Annotated in this window: 18 protein-coding genes and 2 pseudogenes; 7 read left to right on the forward strand and 13 right to left on the reverse strand. The window is 38.8% G+C overall.

Annotated elements, in window-relative coordinates; translation table 11 throughout:
- Nucleotides 1–3: 3 nt before the first annotated feature.
- Nucleotides 4–210 (forward strand): annotated as a pseudogene (locus CDG59_RS05975) (transposase); the annotation flags it as partial.
- 213 nt (nucleotides 211–423) lie between these two features.
- Here CDG59_RS05975 and CDG59_RS05980 read toward each other — a convergent pair.
- The 8 genes from CDG59_RS05980 to ispH form a co-directional block, all read right to left on the reverse strand.
- Complete coding sequence (locus CDG59_RS05980; protein ID WP_087544195.1) at nucleotides 424–879, reverse strand: type IV pilin protein; 456 nt, start codon at nucleotides 877–879, stop codon at nucleotides 424–426.
- A 2-nt stretch (nucleotides 880–881) separates the two neighbouring features.
- Nucleotides 882–1457 (reverse strand): type IV pilin protein, encoded by a 576-nt coding sequence (locus CDG59_RS05985; protein WP_087544197.1) that lies wholly within the window; start codon nucleotides 1455–1457, stop codon nucleotides 882–884.
- Nucleotides 1445–5593: a VWA domain-containing protein gene (locus CDG59_RS05990; RefSeq protein ID WP_227519110.1), complete on the reverse strand. Its 4149-nt coding sequence runs from the start codon at nucleotides 5591–5593 to the stop codon at nucleotides 1445–1447. Before CDG59_RS05990 ends, CDG59_RS05985 begins: the two co-directional genes overlap by 13 nt.
- Nucleotides 5594–5615: 22 nt before the next feature.
- The gene (locus tag CDG59_RS05995; protein WP_087544201.1) at nucleotides 5616–6464 is read right to left on the reverse strand and encodes a hypothetical protein; all 849 of its coding nucleotides are present in this window, start codon (nucleotides 6462–6464) and stop codon (nucleotides 5616–5618) included.
- Nucleotides 6461–7468 carry a PilW family protein gene (locus CDG59_RS06000; RefSeq protein ID WP_087544203.1) on the reverse strand — a complete coding sequence of 336 codons (1008 nt, stop codon included), beginning with the start codon at nucleotides 7466–7468 and terminating at the stop codon, nucleotides 6461–6463. Before CDG59_RS06000 ends, CDG59_RS05995 begins: the two co-directional genes overlap by 4 nt.
- Nucleotides 7468–8016: a type IV pilus modification protein PilV gene (gene pilV, locus CDG59_RS06005; RefSeq protein WP_087544205.1), complete on the reverse strand. Its 549-nt coding sequence runs from the start codon at nucleotides 8014–8016 to the stop codon at nucleotides 7468–7470. The genes CDG59_RS06000 and pilV overlap by 1 nt, the downstream gene beginning before the upstream one ends.
- The gene (locus tag CDG59_RS06010; protein ID WP_087544207.1) at nucleotides 8016–8516 is read right to left on the reverse strand and encodes a Tfp pilus assembly protein FimT/FimU; all 501 of its coding nucleotides are present in this window, start codon (nucleotides 8514–8516) and stop codon (nucleotides 8016–8018) included. The genes pilV and CDG59_RS06010 overlap by 1 nt, the downstream gene beginning before the upstream one ends.
- A gap of 140 nt (nucleotides 8517–8656) precedes the next feature.
- Nucleotides 8657–9607 carry a 4-hydroxy-3-methylbut-2-enyl diphosphate reductase gene (gene ispH, locus CDG59_RS06015; protein WP_087544209.1) on the reverse strand — a complete coding sequence of 317 codons (951 nt, stop codon included), beginning with the start codon at nucleotides 9605–9607 and terminating at the stop codon, nucleotides 8657–8659.
- 102 nt (nucleotides 9608–9709) lie between these two features.
- On the opposite strand from ispH, the gene gmk reads away from it, so the two are divergent.
- From gmk to bfr, 6 genes are all read left to right on the forward strand, one after another.
- Entirely contained in the window at nucleotides 9710–10333 is a 624-nt protein-coding gene (gene gmk / locus CDG59_RS06020; RefSeq protein WP_004660188.1) for a guanylate kinase, read from the forward strand.
- Nucleotides 10334–10403: 70 nt separating this feature from the next.
- Nucleotides 10404–10682, forward strand: coding sequence for a DNA-directed RNA polymerase subunit omega (rpoZ, locus tag CDG59_RS06025; RefSeq protein ID WP_004660187.1), 279 nt, complete (start codon nucleotides 10404–10406; stop codon nucleotides 10680–10682).
- A 208-nt stretch (nucleotides 10683–10890) separates the two neighbouring features.
- On the forward strand, nucleotides 10891–12999 hold the full coding sequence (locus CDG59_RS06030) for a RelA/SpoT family protein (RefSeq protein WP_087544211.1): 2109 nt from the start codon (nucleotides 10891–10893) through the stop codon (nucleotides 12997–12999).
- Nucleotides 13000–13171: 172 nt separating this feature from the next.
- A complete protein-coding gene (locus CDG59_RS06035; protein ID WP_004660185.1) occupies nucleotides 13172–13561 on the forward strand; it encodes a RidA family protein in 390 nt (129 codons plus the stop codon).
- A 172-nt stretch (nucleotides 13562–13733) separates the two neighbouring features.
- Nucleotides 13734–13928 carry a bacterioferritin-associated ferredoxin gene (locus CDG59_RS06040; RefSeq protein ID WP_004660183.1) on the forward strand — a complete coding sequence of 65 codons (195 nt, stop codon included), beginning with the start codon at nucleotides 13734–13736 and terminating at the stop codon, nucleotides 13926–13928.
- A 265-nt stretch (nucleotides 13929–14193) separates the two neighbouring features.
- Nucleotides 14194–14658: a heteropolymeric bacterioferritin subunit Bfr gene (gene bfr / locus CDG59_RS06045; protein ID WP_005156520.1), complete on the forward strand. Its 465-nt coding sequence runs from the start codon at nucleotides 14194–14196 to the stop codon at nucleotides 14656–14658.
- A gap of 53 nt (nucleotides 14659–14711) precedes the next feature.
- Here the strand turns inward: bfr and CDG59_RS06050 are convergent, their stop codons facing one another.
- The 5 genes and pseudogenes from CDG59_RS06050 to CDG59_RS15460 all read right to left on the reverse strand — a co-directional run.
- The gene (locus CDG59_RS06050; RefSeq protein ID WP_087544213.1) at nucleotides 14712–16346 is read right to left on the reverse strand and encodes an O-antigen ligase family protein; all 1635 of its coding nucleotides are present in this window, start codon (nucleotides 16344–16346) and stop codon (nucleotides 14712–14714) included.
- A gap of 75 nt (nucleotides 16347–16421) precedes the next feature.
- Nucleotides 16422–17165, reverse strand: coding sequence for a TfpX/TfpZ family type IV pilin accessory protein (gene tfpZ, locus CDG59_RS06055; RefSeq protein WP_087544233.1), 744 nt, complete (start codon nucleotides 17163–17165; stop codon nucleotides 16422–16424).
- A 41-nt stretch (nucleotides 17166–17206) separates the two neighbouring features.
- The gene (locus CDG59_RS06060; RefSeq protein WP_087544215.1) at nucleotides 17207–17737 is read right to left on the reverse strand and encodes a pilin; all 531 of its coding nucleotides are present in this window, start codon (nucleotides 17735–17737) and stop codon (nucleotides 17207–17209) included.
- 206 nt (nucleotides 17738–17943) lie between these two features.
- Entirely contained in the window at nucleotides 17944–18480 is a 537-nt protein-coding gene (locus CDG59_RS06065; protein ID WP_413772668.1) for a pilin, read from the reverse strand.
- A 356-nt stretch (nucleotides 18481–18836) separates the two neighbouring features.
- A pseudogene (locus tag CDG59_RS15460) lies at nucleotides 18837–18966 on the reverse strand (IS5 family transposase); the annotation flags it as partial.

The raw sequence follows: 18966 nt of genomic DNA on the forward strand, positions 1-18966 counted from the left end.
ATTCATTACAGAGAGCTACTTAAAACTAACTTTTCGACGAACCTGTATTTTATTCCAGCTCATAGCCCTGAGTTAAATCGAATCGAGATGGTATGGAAGCAGATGAAATATTATTGGCGAGATTTTCAAGTCATGACAGCTGATAAAATAGAGCAATGGGTGCAGAAAGTATCAAACCAATTCAGAAAAGAATACATGTTTACTTTTTAATGACAATTTACTGGCATCTGTTAGATAATCAGGTGTAATTGCTTTCAAACTTTTGCTTTCGAACAGGAGCACTTAAATTTGCTTTACGAATGTCATCAATAATATAGTTTAAGCCAAAACTTGCAAGAATCCCATTAAAATGAGAAAGGCGAATATTTATAAATACTCGCCTTTCTCATTTTGATAGAACCTTTTGAATTCAACACTTATAAATTAGCGACCGTCCCAGTTGGATGTTGCGGATAAACTGCATGAGTTTACACCTTTTGCCCATGATCTTTGTCCTTGGTCGTTTAGACAAATCCATCCATTATTTGCTTGTGCAGTTCCAGTTTTGGGCTTAGCAATCAACAACCATGTCCGCACTTCCGCAGTAGCTACTGTAAGTGCAGTTCCATCTGCATCTGTCAAGGTAATATCATATAAAGGCTGTGTTCTAGGTATGGTTGTTGCCCCATAGACATTCAGTGCTGTTCTTCCTGCATAATTATTATTTGCCATACGAAAGTTTGCCAAAGTACGTGCGATCCCGATCATTTCAGCCTGAGCGTCTGCACGATCTGTTCTAACTTTATAAGCGACATATGAAGGATAAGCAATTGCTGCTAAAATGCCAATAATCGCAACCACAATCATCAGCTCAATCAGTGTAAAACCTTGCTTATACATATTTACCATTCCTCCCTACCTGCTGAAACTGAACCACAACCTGTATAAGTTACGAGCGATTTGGTTTTATTTTTACAGCGTAATCCAGTACTTGTCATTAATAAGTCATAATTTCTGGTATCACTTCCTTCTGCTTTCATCGCCCAGGCCCGTGCTCTTATAACTGGGGGAATAGATGCATCTGTTAAAAGTTTGGTTGGATCTTCAGCATCCCGAATGGTAATGGTATATTTAATAGCTGAACCTGTTGCCCCTCTGGGCAAAGTCACTGAATTCAATGGGGTTCCTGCTGGTACGTCGTAAATATAATTAGGATCAAAGTCCCTATAAGTAAAGTTTTTTGATTTATGTCGCTCCAACTGTTCTGCAATTTTCTGCATTTCTTGCTGCACCGTTGAAACATCTGCTCGTCTAGCATATTCCTGATAGCTAGGAATGGCTATCGCAGTAAAGATTGCAATGATCACCAAAACAAACATCAATTCAAATAGAGTAAAGCCTTTGGGTTGATTACCCAGCTTACTTGCTTTGCAAGTAGGCTGGGTAAATAATATGGATATTTTATTTACTTGATCCATTTTTCATACCACCGTGTTGGGTTAATCTGTCCTATACAATCCCACTCACCAGGACCAGCAGACAATCCTTTCTTACAGACACTTCCACTTCCTGTTCCTCCTTTTGGAACTAAAGCAACACCGCGAATCCCTCCACCAATTGGTGTAGCATTACATTCTGCAACTCCTAGTGGGCAATCGGTTGTTTTTGTCAAGAAACCTGTATATTGCTCTCTACTGCTATCAGGGGTATTGTCTGACTTCAAATACACACCAAATGGAATACCAAATATCTGACGATCTGTCTCACCCACCACACGAGGTAAGCATGGATTCTGTGGTGTAATGCCTGTACCCTGAGGATCATAGACGGGAACGATTAAATTACCTGCAATTGCAAGAGGCTCTTCAAAGGCTTTCATCCCCCCTGCAACACGGAATCCAGGTGTTGTTTCTGTGCCATCACTCTTACTTGATAATGAACGATACCATCCATCTTTGGTTGCCGTTGCCCCAACAAACACCGCAGGAATATTACCTGTAAGTTTTTGAGGATCTTTTTGTAGATGGGATAAAGTTTTGTCTTTTGTTGATAAAGCAAAAGCCGATCCATCAGCATTATTTTCTTCAGTGATCAGATTATTTTTAGCAAAATCACGGTCAATAATGCCATACACATTGTTCACTAAACGATCTGTAAGTGCACTACTTGGCAGCATCCCATCACGTCCAACAGTTGGATAAACGTCCAATGGCGTACTACGATTTCCTGATGCCACGCCTACCAGCATAAAAGTATATGCATCCTGACGATGAATGGTGACCGTTGGCGCTTCATAGAAACGTGGATTTTTTCCAAGTGTTAAAGCAGCCCCTGTATCAGTTGTTGCTAAATTTGCCAAACGTACCACGCGCTTACCAAAGTTTGCAGTTGAAGTTCCGATTGTATTATTCAGATCTGCACGGAATACTTGGCCACCCAAATCACCAAAATAGAGGTGATCTGTTAAGCCATCACCATCACGGTCAATGGCACTGATACGACTCACAATACTATGTTTCATATTACTATTCGAAGTATTTGCACCTGTAGAGCTACTCGCCCACCATAAACGCGCACCCGTTTTTGCATCAATAATATAAACAGCATTTCCTTTTGCCTCAGTGCGATTATCACAAGAAGCATCAGGGAAGTCACTTGGTACTGTCGCGCCACTTGCATTGGTCACAGTAGACAATACTTTACCAAACTCAAAACGTGGGTTTTCATAACATTGATCATAGCCTCCACCCACAATCATGACACGGGTAATTTTGTTGTTATAACGAATATTAGTCAGTACTGGTTTGGACCATGACTGTCCCATACGATTAAAATTTGTTTGGTCTGATCCCACTCTAAATAACAACTTCGGCGTTTTCGGATCTAATACGTCCAAACCATAATAGCTTTCACCACTCATTCGTAAGCCACCATAGACATTCATTTGACGTGCTTTCATCAAACTGTCACCTGACCCACTCGACTTTTGGGCTTTATAGGCAGGATCAGCAACCCATGCCCCATCCAGACCATGTACAGGTGCATTCACATCATCTTGCCCTTTAACCAAAGCTTTGGAAGCAATGGTATTGTTGAGCAATTCAGCAGGAACGAAGACCATTTGTTCCTCACCCGTTTCATTGTCCACAATATGCAAACCACCATCCATTGTGCCATACAACACAGATTGGCTACGGATATTAGTCAGTTTACCTGTAGCATCCAATGTTCCCGAATAGGTTAATTGAATAGGGAAAGAGTGAATACTTCCTCCCATTGCCAGATTAGGGGTATTTGGAGTAACTAGTGAGGTTGGCAAAGCGGTTGCCGTTTGATCTAATGGCACGGCATAACCCAAATAATTCAGTAATTTTTGTTTTACCAGTAATGGGAAATCTTTGAGTATGGTTTGCGTACTAAATTTACCTAGAACATAGGCAGCCACACCTGTTGTTGGCGCGCCACTTTCTGGAATACGTAACAGACTTGCACCATTTGCCGCACCTGTCAGTGTTGCGCCATCTGTTGCAGCGACATCCGTAAATAGCGTACGTAAAGCATTAGGCGTTTCAGTGAGTGCATATTCTTTCGGATTCTTGGTTAAATCCTGATTCTGCCCATTGATTGGCATTGGAACTTTGGAATAAGCCCCCCCTAAATTAATAATGCCCCCATCATCATAACTGGTGTTTTTATAGGCACTCGCACTATTCCATAGGTCTTTGGTATTGGTCTTAAATGCACCATATTTATCATAGACCAAGGTTGTACCGTTCGCTGCGGCGAATTTACCTGCATCTGCGCCTGTTAAAACCACTTTATATTTTTTTAGGTTTCCCGTCCAAATTGCCTTATTACTTTGTGGATTAGGTTCTAAAGCACGTAAGTAACCATAAGGTTGCAAACCTGATGGATTTAAGTCATCAAGCGGGACAGAAATGGCTCCTGTAGTCAATGGTTCTAAAGGCGCCGCCCCCAAGTTATTAATAAACGCAATAACACTATCGGTGACACCCTGCGCTGTTTTAGTTGTAAAGAACCCACCATTTCCATAGCCTGGAGCATTTATAGCATGAGTCCCTTGTCCTGGTGAACAAGAATCATTACCTGTACGATCACTTTGAGTACGTGAACTCAATTTACATGCTTGCTGAACATGAGTTGCTGTTAAACTATTAAAGTCACTCCCAAAACCTACAAAAGCTGTTTGAATAGAAACTCCTGCTGGGTTTGTAGCTTTATCAAATAGTTTTTTTGCAAACTCGCCCATACAGTTCCATGACGCTGACTCACCCGTATTGAGGCCTCCACTACTTGGACAGGTAAAACTAGCACCATCAAGAGCGGCTGACATAATTGATTTAGCACGTGCGTTACTTGAGTTGTTAGCTTCACCATCAGATAAAATGTAAACACCTTGCCCATCACAACTAACACGATCAGTTGCAGGAGGTAGAGGTGAAATATATTTCAAACCATCTTTAGAATCAGCAATTGATTTATCAAAACCACTATCAGCATTTGGCCCAAGTTGCATTTCTAAAGTATATGAATATAAAACACCAGAAACAGTTTCTGTTCCATCTCCAGCAAAGTCAGAAGGCTGCGTATTTCCTAGATTTTGCCAATAAGAAGTACTCGTACTTGTTCTTTGACTTGTTGAACCAGTGCCACAATATTGAACACCATTGGTAAAATCTGTTGTCCGCCAAGTCAAACATTTATAATAAGTATCTACAGGTAAATAGACCGCTGTTGCATTCTCGGTATTACCAGAAAAATTCTTGTATTGATAACACCTATTGGTTGTTGTATCTAAATATGGATAGGAGCTGCTATTACATACCTTAGGCCGCGTAGCAGTTATATAACTACCACCACTTGCTCGGTTATAACATCTATTTGTACTCCTTAAATAAAGATATGGGGATTGTGTACACTCGTAACTCCCATTTGAAGCAGATTCATAATTACCAGAAAAACCTGTGTTGTATTGATAACAAATATTATTTGCAGAATTCAAATAAGGTCTTGAACTATTTTGACATTCATATTTATCCAAAACCTGGGTCGTGATCTTTTTATATAAATCTTTTTGTATTTCCGCTTCACTTCGTGTAGAGGTCCCCATCAAATATGCAGCGGCTTCAGCATAGGCATGGGCTGTTGGTGTTCCACCTGTTGCAGTCAACCCATTCACTGCATTTTTCAAAGCAGTACGTTGAGCAGACCCTACTGGGCCAAGTTTTTCTGCCTTTACTAAAATACGACTTGATTTACCATCTCCACCTACAGAGTAATGTCCTAGACCAACACGCACTTCGTCTAATGTAGGATTATTACTATTAAGAAAAGTATTCATACCTGCTTTTAGGCTAGCAATTCGATCCTCTCCATAACTGTTTTGGCTTGGATTCATCGACCCAGAAGTATCCAGCATCATGACAATGGTTTTCTTTCCTGCGGTCGGCACTGCATAAATCTGCAAATCACTGGCCTGTGCAATGGATGAAGCAACCAACATCGTTCCTGTAAACGCCCATACAAACGATACACCATACTGAACATGGTGAGCATGATTCTTTGAAATTAACCTATTTTTGAATTTTTTCATTATCATTCTCCAATTTTTATGATCATGGTGACCATGCCGATGCTGGTGAAGTGTTTTCAGGTTCAAATTGACGTAAAATAATTTCCTGTACTTGCACATTGACAGGAATACCATAACTCGCCAAACAATCTGCTACCGTTCTTTTACCAGTTGTACCTGCAACTCCCTCGTCCAAGGCATCATTGATATAACCTACAGATGAAGCATCACCAATACAGTCTTCTTGCACTTTCGCCAAATCAGCACTGGCATAATTAGGTAGAATAGAAGTCGTTGTTACTCGCACCCGTGTAATTGGTGCCTTACTACTTTGTGCAACTGAATTGAGAGACAAATCACCGCCTGTTTCTAAAAGTGCGCCAGCTTCCAAACTTTTGTCTGCATCAGTCGGAATTCTGACAGCGACCTGAGTGACTACAGCTTCACGTGCACTACCGAAATCCTGCTCCAAATTACAAAAACCATTTCGACTCGTCTGCGTTGAATCTATAGTCGCCTTAGTATCCCACGCAGCATTTGCATCAGGAGGAATTAAAACAGTGGCATCCATAGTTGCTGCTATTTGTTGGTTCGATGTTGGCTTATAACAGAAAATATATTCTTTGCCTGGTGTATCCAATCTGGCTGCACCAATTACCAAATCAGCTGCCATTAATGTTTCGTAACTTCCCACATTAAGGAATTGATTGGTTGGGGTATCACCTGTCTGTACAAGCAGTTGTCCAATTTGACTATTGGTTGCAATGTTGAGTGAAGTTATCGCTGTACGTATAGCCATAATACCCACAATCGTAATGAGCAATAATACAAACAGCACAACAATCAGGGTTGCGCCTTGTTGTTGATGGCGAGGTGTTGTTATAGACTTCATAGTCTTTCTCCCAAACCATTGCGAAGAGCAACCGTGGTGCTATATACACGACGTGCATATTTGGTATCTTTATCTTTTAACTCAACTTGTTGGTTTAAAATATCAATTTTCTTCGTTGGATCAATTGCGTTATTTCGGGTGTTATCCATAGAACGAACCAAAACGCCCAGTTTTACGGAAACAATTCGGGGTGGAACTGTAGGTGGTGCAGCCGTACGTGCTGCGTTTGCAAGGGTTCGATACTGGTTCACTGTATAATAGGCAAGGTTACCATTTGCTGCCCGTGTACCAAGCTGTATCGTAAAGTGGTCCACTCGAGGCATAATCACCTGACCTGCATCACCAAGACCTGTAGGTACGGTTTTTAGTGGATCTGGTTTTGATAATGGTGCTGGGGTATTTGCATCACAGGCCAAACCATACTCTTTACTTGTTGTACTATCAGGATTATCAGCAGGGCGTAAAAAATAACGCTGAATCACATAATCGCCCTCTTGCACATTTGTCCCTTCACAATTCACCATCGCATTTGGCGCAATAAATTGAATCGTAAGTTGATCACTGGATACGTCAACATTTGACAGACCACGCCACTCATTCTTGACTGTACTGACAGTTTCAGTTGACCCCACGCTATGTGTGAGTAAACCATTTGAAATAAAAGGTGCTTTATCTGGAATGGGAAGATTAACATTTGTCCCCGTACCAGTACGGGCAGTTAATACAATTCCTCCCCACGGTGTTTGCTCAGTTAGTGCTGGATTATTAATGTTGGTATAATTCGCCAAACGAATATCACGAGCCACATAGTCCAAACCGAATACACCACTATTTTGTAGTTCCGCATTTGCTTCCTGCATTCGGGCATTCAGAAAGCCACCTGTAAATAGTTGTATTGCCGCAGCAGTAATGATTAAACCTAGTACCAAAGCCACCATGAGTTCAATCAAGGTAAAACCTCGTTGCTGCATTGGCTTATGAGAAACAGCATATGGAGCTTTCATTAATATGCCTCCATCATTAAACATTTAGAACCATTTACATATACACCCGTTGCGCTCATGCATGCGCTTACATTCGCAGCTGTATTAGTTGCACTAATTGCAGTGCCCCCCCAAGCGGCATATAGGCATTGTCTTTTTACTGGCGCAGACGCGACTCCAGGACAATTATCCATCGTAATATTCATGCCAAGATCAAAGGCAGATTTTGCAGCCATAAAGGCATCGTAAGTTGCCATTTGTGCTGGTGTACACGTTGCAGTGGCTGCTGGATTAAAACAAACTCTTGTCGGGGCTGTAGGTGTCGCAGTTATATTGGTATAGTTTCTTACAGCAGCAGGATAACTATTCTGAGCAGCGGGGTTGGCTCGCATATTCTCACTAAGTCCACGTAATACCATAATCCCCTGCGAACGCATTAAAGCCTCACTAGAAGCATCAACTGCCCGAAGTTGTAAAATGGTATATCCCAATACCCCTACGGCAAGCAGCAATAAAGCAACCAACACCTCAACCAATCCAACACCTTTTTGATTTTTATAGGTATTCATTAGCATGTCCCCGATGTTTTTGTAACATTTCCAAACCTTTCAACCTGTATACTTCTTTTCTTGGCCGATTTGCAAAAACTAAATGTTGGTGTTGTAGTCGCACTGCCTATTTCAGTAAACAAAACCCCTACCGCACTTGCAGATTCAACGACGATTTGCGGGTCAATCTGCACAGAAATTACACGATTTTGTTGAGCTTTTACTTTTTCTGCTGCTGACATGGCTGCATAACCAGGAAGCACAACTGCTGTTGCACATTCGTCTTTGGTAAAATCATTATCTGTATTGGTTTTATTTAGGCAGAGTGCTACAGTTGTTTTCATCATTGCAGCTTGGGATTTTGCCTGATTAATGGCAAGTCCCAATTCACGTGTTGATGAATTTAGTTTTTGCTCTGTCATCATACCGCTAAAGGATGGAGCGGCCATCATTGCAATAATCGCAAAAACAGCAATCGTCACCAACAACTCAATTAAGGTGAATCCCCGATTTTCCCCCATCACTTACACCCAACTCTTTTAAAATTCCTTACTCTATATTAAATTGTATTTTTACAGAACCAATACAAAGCAGATAAGCACCCAAAAAAAACGGATGGAGTGTTATCCATCCGTTTTGAGTTCACATTTTTCTATACAAATTAGGCCTGTATCACCTGTATTCGTAACTCTTTAGGTAGGCTAAAAGTAATATTTTCCTCTCGTCCCTGAAGTTCTTTCGGTGGGGTTGCACCCCAATCTTGTAACCGTTGAATCACTTGTTTGATTAGTATCTCTGGTGCAGATGCACCGGCAGTCACACCGATTTTACTTTGCTGCTTAAACCATTCTTTTTCAAGCTGATCAGCATTATCCACGAGATAAGCAGATTTACCCATCCGCTCGGCTAGCTCACGTAAGCGATTTGAATTCGATGAATTCGGAGAACCTACTACCAACACTACATCACATTGTTCCGCCAAATCACGTACGGCATCTTGACGATTTTGAGTGGCATAACAAATGTCATCTTTCCTCGGACCTTGGATATTAGGAAATTTTGTTCTTAAGGCATCGATGACCTTAGCCGTATCATCAATCGAAAGCGTCGTTTGAGTGACAAATGCAACTTTATGAGGATGCTCAACCACCAAAGCTTCAACATCTTCTTCATCTTCAACCAAATAAATCTTTCCACCACCAGATTTATCATATTGCCCCATTGTGCCTTCAACTTCAGGATGCCCCTCATGCCCAATTAAGATTGCTTCCGTTCCTTCTCTGGCATATTTCGTGACCTCAATATGTACTTTAGTCACTAAAGGACAAGTTGCGTCAAATACTTTTAGACCTCGACGATCTGCTTCTTGTTGTACCGCTTTTGAAACACCATGAGCACTAAAGATCACAATAGAATCATCAGGAACCTGATCAAGCTCATCTACAAAAACAGCACCACGCTGACGTAGATCATCAACCACAAACTTGTTATGCACCACTTCATGACGGACATAAATTGGCGGATTAAAACATTCTAGTGCACGATTGACGATTGCTATCGCACGGTCAACACCAGCACAGAAACCTCGCGGATTGGCCAATACAATTTCCATAACATCCTCTCTTATCACCTGAATATTTATGCCAAACTATTTCGTTTAATAGCACGCTACACTACAATAGCCAAGATATTTTATCATATCAGGAAAAATATCATGTCGGGTCTATTGTTTGTCGTTTCTGCGGCATCAGGAACAGGCAAAACATCTCTCGTTAAAGCCCTACTCGATCGAGTCAGCAATTTACACGTTTCTGTCTCTCATACTACACGTGGTCAACGCCCTGGTGAACTTGATGGTGTTCACTATCATTTTACTGATACTGAAACTTTTTTAGCTCAAGTAGAACAAGGTGGTTTTATTGAGTATGCAGAAGTATTTGGTAATTACTACGGTACATCTCAAGCCAAAGTCAAAGAACAATTACAACAAGGTCATGATGTGTTACTCGAAATTGACTGGCAGGGTGCCGATCAAGTTCGTCGACTTTTTCCTGAATCAAAACAAATCTTTATCTTGCCGCCAACTCAATATGATTTAAGACAACGATTGTCTAATCGCGGAACAGATTCAGTTGAAGTAATTGAACATCGTTTAAGTTGTGCTGTAGAAGATATGCGTCATTTCGCAAATTTCGATTACATCATCATCAATGATGATTTCAATAAAGCTGTTCATGATTTAGAAGCAATTATTACAGCAAATCGTTTAGTCACCTTACAGCAAAGTGCTCGTCACCAGCAATTAATTGAAAAGTTAATCACCCTTAATCGCGAATAACTTGAGTCTTATTTAAAAGCCTTTTATACTATTTAGTCTTTTCAAATGTAATGTTCAAACGAGACAACTTATGGCACGTGTAACCGTTGAAGATTGTTTAGACCACGTAGATAACCGTTTTGAGTTAGTACTGGTAGCGAGTAAACGTGCACGTCAATTGGCACGTCAAGGTATGGAACCAACTGTAGAATGGGATAATGATAAACCAACAGTCGTTTCATTACGCGAAATTGCGGCAGGTCATGTCACTAAAGAAATTTTGAAACAACGCGATCAAGATTATCAGACTTCAAATCTTGATATGGTGTTGTCTACAAACTCATTAAATTTAGAAGGCTTCTCTTTCTAAATTTGATTTGCTTTGTCTAAAAGCCCATTGTGAATACACTGGGCTTTTTTGTTTGTTGAAAATTTCAGTGCTATATTGGTAAAAACAATATATTTCATTGAAAAAATTTACGAGTTTTTCTAATGAACAAATTGACAAGTTTCACAATATGCTTTTCATTAGAAGCTAGTCTTATTTATTCCTGAATTCATGTTATAAAAGGTGTTTTATGCCAGGCGAAGAGGTCAGCCAAGCCAAGCAACAACTCAAGGTCATTATTGAAGCCTATCTCAAAGATAGTGATATTCAGAGTGTACTTGCTGCCTGCGATTTTGCTGATTTAGCACATAGTGGTATTACGCGAAAAAGCGGTGAACCCTATGTTCTTCATCCTATTGCTGTGAGTTGCATTCTGGCGCATATGCGTTTAGATGCCGAGACGCTTATGGCAGCTTTATTACACGATGTCATTGAAGATACCGAATTTAGCAAAGATGAGATTGGTGAAAAATTTGGATCTGTCGTTGCCGAACTTGTTGATGGTGTGACTAAACTCAGCCACTCTAGTGATAAAGAATATAATAAGGCAGCATCATTCCGCAAAATTCTACAAGCCACCTTACAAGATCCACGTGTCATTATTATTAAATTAGCAGATCGCTATCATAATATGACGACTTTAGGCGCATTACGTCCAGATAAACGAGCACGTATCGCGCAAGAAACCTTTGATATTTTCGTACCTATGGCACGTTTAGTCGGTATGAATGAAATGGCCGATAACCTAGAACACTTATGTTATCAAAATCTTGATTTGGACATGTTTAATGATGTGCAAGCCGCATTATTAGAAACCAAACCCAAACGTTGTGAATACCAAGCAGTATGGGAGCAAAAATTATCAGATTTGCTTAAAAAATATAATCTACAAGGTCGTATTAAAAAGAAAAATAATAATATTGAATTACTACGTCATTTCGTAAAAAGTGAAATTGATTTAAATGAGCTCAGTCATAGCCATGCCTTTGAAATTATTTTAAATAGCATTGCAGACTGTGATCGTCTCGTTGAAGCATTAAAAGATAATTTCCAAGTTTTACAATATAACGATTATATTCGCCGCCCATTACCGGGTGGTAATCAATCATTAATGATTAAGCTAAAAGGTGAAAAAACAACATTATCTTTGACGATCCAAACCGAATTAATGCGTAAAGCTGCTCGTTTTGGTGTAGTACTCGGGGAGAATGCACCTCAAGCATGCCGTTCGGCAATTCAAGCTTCGATGCAGAACCTAAATACGCTCATAGACAGTGATTGTGCAAAAACCACTTTTAGCGATTTACTTGATTATTTACATCAGGAAAAAATTTGGGTCTATACGCCACACGGCCAATTACATGAACTTCCTCAAGGCGCGACTGTCGTCGACTTCGCCTACTCAGCCAGCCTGTTTTTAGGCAATCATGCCGTTGGCTCAAAAGTGGATGGTGAAATTCGTCCTCTTTCAACCCCATTGCATAGCGGACAAGTAGTTGAAATTATCACAGACGTATTAGCAACACCGAATCCAGATTGGCTCAGTTTTATTAATACTCAAAAAGCACGCCGTGCATTACAGAATTTGTTAAGAGAACAAGACATTGATGAGCAACGTCTTGTCGGTCAACAAGCACTTAATCGCGCTTTAAAACTATTTCATCGCTCTATAGATGACCTTTCAGCAGAAGACTGGATTAGTGTACTTGAGTGGCGACATTTAGCTAATAAAGATACGCTATTTGAACAAATCGCAGTTGGGGATTTATTACCTCAATTGGTTGCAAATCATTTATTTGCTCAAGATTACCATTCTCAGCATCATGAAACTTCTGATCGCTTGATTTTAGGAACTGAGGGTGTTGATGTAAAATATGCACACTGTTGCAATCCTGTGCTTGGCGATCCAATTCAGGGACATTTATCTCGACGTGGTTTAATCGTACACCGTTCACGCTGCCGTAATTTACTGCATGAACAGCACCTCCATCCTGAAAACATTATGCCCTTACACTGGCAATCAGAAGAAATTGATGATGTTCGCTTTAGTGCTTTCTTATGTATTCATATGACGATGAGTGACGAACAAATTTCTGACCTGATTTATCAATGCCGAAAGGCCAAAACAGGCGTAGAAATGGTCTATTCACAAGACCAGAAAACCTATGTGAATATAGTCGTGAGCAATCGAAATCAAATTGCCCAAATTATTCGTGATTTACGCATGCATTTTGGCTTCCCACGGATTGAACGATTAAATATGCCAATCGCCCAACCAGAGGTTGCAAAAGTCAGTTAATCGTTTAATAGACGATGTTCACCCAGACCTAAAATTGAAAGATTCCTTATTCTTAAAGCTAATGAATCATTTGCAAACAATTGCGACTAAACAGTATTCGACCGTTTCGGAGCCAAACTTTTGTGTTAAAGTCACATTGTTTAAGATAGAAACAATGACATAGGAGAGCTTAATGTCACGTCAAGTTATTCATACTGAACACGCCCCTGCTGCTATCGGAACATATTCTCAAGCAATTCTTGTTGGCAATACGCTCTATCTTTCAGGTCAAATTGGCTTAGACCCATACAGTATGGAACTTGTAGAAGGTATTGAGGCTCAGATTCGTCGTGTATTCGACAATCTAAAAGCAGTATGTGCAGCCGCAGGTGGCAGCTTAGCAGATATCGCTAAATTGAATATCTTCCTTACAGATCTTTCTCACTTCCAATTGGTGAATCAAATTATGGGCGAATATTTTGCCCAGCCCTATCCAGCTCGTGCAGCATTGGGTGTCGCAAGCCTACCTAAAGGTGCATTAGTCGAAATGGATGGTATTGTTATTATTCCAACACAGAATTAAATGCGATATTTATCAAATAGATAAAATAAAGAAAGAATACTACCGATCAGGTGGTATTTTTTTATTCAAATTCTCAATAAGAATATATTCACTCTAAGAATGAAATTCATTGACAAACGATAACAATTATCAATAATATCAATTATCGCATTAATATTTGTGGATCACTCCCATGTATGTCTGTTTATGCCGTGGAATCACAGATCAAGATATCAAAGACGCTGTTGCAAACGGCGCTGAAAGTTATCGTGAAATTCGTGATTTACTCGACTTAGGCACTTGCTGTGGTCGTTGTGCACCCGAAGCCCGTTCTATTATTAGTGATGAGCTCGCAGAAATAGCTGCTCGTATTTCAGTTGCTGCATAATCTAAATTAATCCAATATCTCAACAACCTCATTTAACGATCTGTTTACGACTACGCCGCTTCTTGTCGAACTTTAACCATTCCTCAGATAAGCGGTTTTTTTATTTCAGTGATTCACTTTAGTACGAATCCAAAATGCTTTTCGTATTTTGATTGTGATTTTCATTTGCCGTTCTATAATTTACTCGTCAGATTATTATTTGTTGATTAAAATCATATAAATTGCCTTAAAAACTAGGGCATCATGGTGTTATGGAGTAAGTGCAATGAAAGGCAATCGAGACGTGATTAATCAACTGAATCAGGTGCTTTATCACCATTTAACTGCAATTAACCAATATTTTTTACACTCTCGTATGTTTAATGACTGGGGAATTGAAAAACTTGGCTCCGCTGAATATAAAGAATCAATTCGTCAAATGAAGCATGCGGATAAGGTCATTGAACGAATCTTATTCTTAGAAGGCCTACCTAATTTACAGCATCTAGGTAAATTGTATATTGGGCAACATACCATCGAAGTCCTCAATTGCGACATTCGTAAAGTAAAAGAAAACATTGAAGCGATTAAACAAGCTGTTGAACTTGCTGAAGCACAACAAGACTACGTTACACGTGATTTAGTTCAGGAAATTTTAGAGAAAGAAGAAGAGTATTGGGATTGGCTCGATACACAACTTGATTTAGTTGAAAATGTTGGCATCGAAAACTATATCCAAAGCCAAATTTAAAGCATGTCATCTACTTTATCCCTTAAAAGATAAAGTAGATGAATTTTACAAGTTTATTTATTATTTAATTCCATAATTTCTGCCAAGCTTATTTTTTGCTTATACAATTGTTGTAAAACAAATAATTGTTGCTCCGCTTCATCAAGCTTATGATTGTAAACAAGTAATTGTGCATATTTTTTTAAATTATAAGGTGTAGCCTTATTTTTAACCATTTCGCCAATTACGCTAAGATCTGAATCAGACATCAATGTCTGAGGCTTTAAAGCAATCCAATCTAATCTTTGCTGAAATTGAGTAAGTATCAATATTTTAGAACTTCCCAATATTTCTTCTGAAACTGGTTTTTGCTTAAAAACCAATTTACTATTCTCTTGGAACAGTTTGTAATCTCGCCAAATCAACAGTAAGACAATCAGAGAAACGAGCCATACACAACGAATAATATTTCGATGTAAGCTAACACCGTTTAAATTTGGCGTTTGAGCTTGAATTAACCCCAACAAAAAACCCATTGGCAATAAAAAGTAAGCATAACGCTGCGGAAACTCCAACATCGCATGCATCAAAATTGCACTCACCATCAATATTGCCACAATCGAAATTGTATCTTTTGCATTTTTACTTAACCAAAATAACCAAATCGCAAAGTACGCAATAATTAAAAAGCCTAATGGCAAACCATTCCAAACCAACAGATCTAACAGGATATTATGCGCGCTATTAAACCAAACTTGTACGGTATTAAAATGAATACTTTCCACAACCGCGACACTTGTTTGATTCCAGCCATAACCAAACCACGGACGCTCACCTATGGCATGTATAATTTGCATCCACATCCCAAGACGCTCATGCCCTGAACCTGCACGTTCTGCTAGTGATGCTGTATGGGTTACTGCCTCTCCAACACTTGTCGTCATGACTTGTGCGATAATAGGCAATAAATAGCCTGCAATTAGAAAATAAGTAGCAGCCCAACCAAATAATTTAATAAAATTAAGCCTTGGTTTATTCTTATATTGCTTAATCACCCAATAGATACAAATAAAAATACAGACTAGCCAAGAAGTCCGTGACTGCGTTAAGCAAATCGCAAATAAGATAGATAAGCTTGATGGAATAAGTAGCCATAAAGATGCTTTATGCTTTTCATATAAGAACAATGCACCCATTAAACCTATAATCAAAAATGTAGCTAAATTATTGGGTTGACCAAAATTTGCATATGGGCGGTTACCTTTGAGCTGAATAACCCAATTAAAGTTTGACTCTAAATTCAACCATTGAACAATCGCAATCAAACTACTTATAAAAGCAACGCTCAGTACGATATAACTCAACCCTTGCATAGAGCGTTGACGATTTTCAGATGTAGAGGACAGGTTATATCCACCTATCATCATCAACCAAAACATAAAAACATATGAAAAACTGAGCAATGCCACACTAAAATCTGGAACGAGTCCAAATAGCCATTGAAATACAGGAATCAAAAGCAACGGCAACATCAAAAGTTGTGGTTTAGGAATTCTAATATTTTGTTTGAGCAGAACACCCAGTAACGCCAAAGCAGCTCCGAAGCTTGCTAGCTCACTGGAAAATGTCACCCAGGGATAGGTATGAAATGGTGACAGCCAAGCAAAACTAATCAGCAAAGCTGCAACTACACTACAAAGAATTTGCATATCGACATAAAAAAATGAGCTTCGATAGATTATACATCGAAGCTCATTTAAACAAATTTTCAAAATCGAATAAATTTAATTTAATTTCCAAGGTCGTAAATCTACAATTTTTACAACCTCACCTTTCTCTTTATTGATGAGAACCGTCATGTCTACTGTATTAGCTTTAAGAGGTACAAATGCGTTTGCTTGGGGATATTTAGCTAAAGTTTCTTTTACTACTCTTGGATCATTATATTGGTTTAATAAGGTTATGTCTTGCACTCGCTTCTTAATTTGGTCAGTTACTTTCGACAACTCAACATAACGTTCTGGACGTTGTGATATTTCAATTTTCCCTAGAATTTCTTCAAACATATCCTGATTACGTTGCTTTTGATCTTTTGCAAACTTTATTGCAACATATTGAGGACCAAACCAGGAGGGGTGTTGATACATTTTATTTGCTTGTTGAATATTCTTAGTATAAATTTCATTATTTCGGACGACTTCAAAACGATCTACACTATACACCAACCATACCGGTCGACCTTCTGTAATATGATAAATTCCATAAAAAAGAGCAGAGATTTGAATGAGAATAATGACCGTTAAATCAAATTTAAGTGTTTTCTTCCCCTCTTTGTAAACCAACCACGTCAATAATGGACCAAGAACTAAATCAATACCTACCATCATCAGAAAAATATGGGTAACTCCTGTCGCTTTATTTAATGGCAAGGGATACCAACATAAAAATACAACCACAACTACCAGTAAAGCAATAAGAATTGAAATACCTAAATGTATGGTAACAAATGTAGCCTTTGCAGATCTCATACTATGTTTAATTCCCAATATCATGAGCGGAATATTATCATTCACCTACATGCAGATGGTACATATTTTGGCTGAATTGTACCCAAAGTTGCTCCTAACATCCCCATCGCTTTAGCGGTTTCTTGCGTTTTTGAAGAACATGCCCAATCCACCGTTCCATTATCACCATTTATCAAAGCATTCTTTAGAGTCACAACTGTAGTATCATTCAAATGGATATAAGGACTGAGAATAAGTGTATTTTCCGTTGTTGCAATTCCAACCATAGCACTTGTGAAAGTTGTGCTAATTTCACCACTTTGCGAATCAATTAATACACTTTCGACATATTTACTTGTTGCTCCCTTATTATTTGCCTGCTTATTCCATGAAGTTGCAACTACTTGTAAATCGAGTGGAGAAATGACAGCTTCAGCAGCAATAGCTGACTTTGCACTATTTGCAAGACTTAAGCCTTCTAAAACACGAGTACGAATCGTATAATCCTGATATGCAGGCAATGCAATTGCCGCTAAAATACCAATGATTGCCACAACAATCATCAGCTCAATTAATGTAAATCCCCTTTCCACTGTATGTCTCCATCTCTCACCTCATTCAACTTACTCATTTATATTCAATAACTGTACCAACTTATTTTTTCAATTAGAACAATAACCTACAAAAAAAAAATATCTAGTATTGTCAAAAAATGTCATATAATTCTTATTTTAACCAATATATACAAACCATTAGACAAAAAAAAGCAACCCTTAGGTTGCTTTCCTTTAAATAAATATTAACGGCAAGAAGCAGGAGCGTATTTAGCTAATAATGTACCTGCAGTCAAACCAGTGAAGCTTTGAGCTGTTGCTGTCGCATTAGTATTAGATGCACACGCCCAGTCCATAGAACCTGTTTGACCAGCTGCCAATGCTGTTGCCAATGCCACAGGTGCTGTTGCAGTACCAGCAGCACCTGTTTGGATGTATGGATTTAAAGTAAGTGTATCTTGACCAGCTTTAATACCAACATTAGCTGCAAGATACTTAACAGTAATCACACCAGTGGTATTGACTGCTTGAATTTCTTCTACATATTTACTTTGAGCACCACGACCATTTGCTTGCGCATTCCAAGTGTCTACTGCAACTTTTAAGTCAGTAAGAGAAGCTGAAGCACCAATTTGCTTTTGCAAATCGCCTGCCATTGTTAAACCTTCAGTTACACGAGTACGAATCGTATAGTCTTGATATGCAGGAAGTGCAATCGCTGCCAAAATACCAATGATCGCTACAACAATCATTAATTCGATAAGAGTAAAACCCTTTTGCATTGATTTCATAACATTTCTCCAATGTATTAAATTTTTATAAGCCTTTTCAGCTACTTTGTATTTAGCATATTGTATGCCAATCCTTAGCTTAGCCAATTTTAGCTCAAAAAAACAGAGACTTAAAAGAATATTATTGCAGATTAGTTTTAATGCAATTATCACTCTTTATGGCAAAAAATGACAAAAAATGTCAACTTTCGCTTTTTATCTTTAACGTATTAGGGGTTCAACCTTGATTATTTTCTACTTGTTTTAAAAATGAGCGAAACAAATCACAAAAAAAATCTTTATAAAGCTAAAAATTTAATCAACCGTTTATCGGAATAAAGAGAATATTCTCTAGGGTTTGTTGAGAATTACCGAGAGTTAATTAAACTCGCGCACAATTGAATCATGGCTTCAAAACTCGTATCTGTTTTACAACTACGCATCGCTATACGTTTAAATTCTTTTAACTTACAGAAATAGTTTTCAATGAGATGACGC

Origin of the sequence: Acinetobacter sp. WCHA29 (assembly GCF_002165335.1) — a bacterium.
Lineage (GTDB): Bacteria > Pseudomonadota > Gammaproteobacteria > Pseudomonadales > Moraxellaceae > Acinetobacter.

Coding starts and splice junctions, on each gene's coding strand:
- CDG59_RS05980 (WP_087544195.1), bottom strand. CDS start 879: ATGTATAAGCAAGGTTTTACACTGATTGAGCTGATGATTGTGGTTGCG.
- CDG59_RS05985 (WP_087544197.1), bottom strand. CDS start 1,457: ATGGATCAAGTAAATAAAATATCCATATTATTTACCCAGCCTACTTGC.
- CDG59_RS05990 (WP_227519110.1), bottom strand. CDS start 5,593: ATGAAAAAATTCAAAAATAGGTTAATTTCAAAGAATCATGCTCACCAT.
- CDG59_RS05995 (WP_087544201.1), bottom strand. CDS start 6,464: ATGAAGTCTATAACAACACCTCGCCATCAACAACAAGGCGCAACCCTG.
- CDG59_RS06000 (WP_087544203.1), bottom strand. CDS start 7,468: ATGAAAGCTCCATATGCTGTTTCTCATAAGCCAATGCAGCAACGAGGT.
- pilV (WP_087544205.1), bottom strand. CDS start 8,016: ATGAATACCTATAAAAATCAAAAAGGTGTTGGATTGGTTGAGGTGTTG.
- CDG59_RS06010 (WP_087544207.1), bottom strand. CDS start 8,516: ATGGGGGAAAATCGGGGATTCACCTTAATTGAGTTGTTGGTGACGATT.
- ispH (WP_087544209.1), bottom strand. CDS start 9,607: ATGGAAATTGTATTGGCCAATCCGCGAGGTTTCTGTGCTGGTGTTGAC.
- gmk (WP_004660188.1), top strand. CDS start 9,710: ATGTCGGGTCTATTGTTTGTCGTTTCTGCGGCATCAGGAACAGGCAAA.
- rpoZ (WP_004660187.1), top strand. CDS start 10,404: ATGGCACGTGTAACCGTTGAAGATTGTTTAGACCACGTAGATAACCGT.
- CDG59_RS06030 (WP_087544211.1), top strand. CDS start 10,891: ATGCCAGGCGAAGAGGTCAGCCAAGCCAAGCAACAACTCAAGGTCATT.
- CDG59_RS06035 (WP_004660185.1), top strand. CDS start 13,172: ATGTCACGTCAAGTTATTCATACTGAACACGCCCCTGCTGCTATCGGA.
- CDG59_RS06040 (WP_004660183.1), top strand. CDS start 13,734: ATGTATGTCTGTTTATGCCGTGGAATCACAGATCAAGATATCAAAGAC.
- bfr (WP_005156520.1), top strand. CDS start 14,194: ATGAAAGGCAATCGAGACGTGATTAATCAACTGAATCAGGTGCTTTAT.
- CDG59_RS06050 (WP_087544213.1), bottom strand. CDS start 16,346: ATGCAAATTCTTTGTAGTGTAGTTGCAGCTTTGCTGATTAGTTTTGCT.
- tfpZ (WP_087544233.1), bottom strand. CDS start 17,165: ATGAGATCTGCAAAGGCTACATTTGTTACCATACATTTAGGTATTTCA.
- CDG59_RS06065 (WP_413772668.1), bottom strand. CDS start 18,480: ATGCAAAAGGGTTTTACTCTTATCGAATTAATGATTGTTGTAGCGATC.